Consider the following 314-nt stretch of genomic DNA (forward strand, 5'->3'; position numbering starts at 1 on the left):
ATAGTCGTGTAGAGCAGCTGACGGGTTAACATCCGGTAATTAGCCCTGACCAATGGGAAAATCACATAAGGAAATTGACTACCTTGACTCTTGTGGCAAGTTATACAAAACGAGTGCATAATTTGCTCGAAGTCTCCAGGATAATAATTAACAACAGCACCGCCCTCCCAAGAGATTGTAACCAGAAATTTTTCCGGCTCCACAGCAATAACCTGACCGATCTCGCCATTCATTACGGGCGGGACAGTTTCATAACGGTTTTTCAGCTGGATTACGCGATCGCCGACTCGGTAGATAACTGACCCAGAGACAAC

Annotated in this window: 1 protein-coding gene; it reads right to left on the bottom strand. The window is 45.9% G+C overall.

Annotated elements, in window-relative coordinates; genetic code table 11:
* On the bottom strand, window positions 1–314 hold a 314-nt coding region (locus tag ACEYW6_RS36780), incomplete at both ends, for an ATP-binding domain-containing protein (RefSeq protein ID WP_412983689.1).

This window comes from Nostoc sp. UIC 10607, from assembly GCF_047228265.1.
GTDB lineage: Bacteria > Cyanobacteriota > Cyanobacteriia > Cyanobacteriales > Nostocaceae > Nostoc > Nostoc foliaceum_A.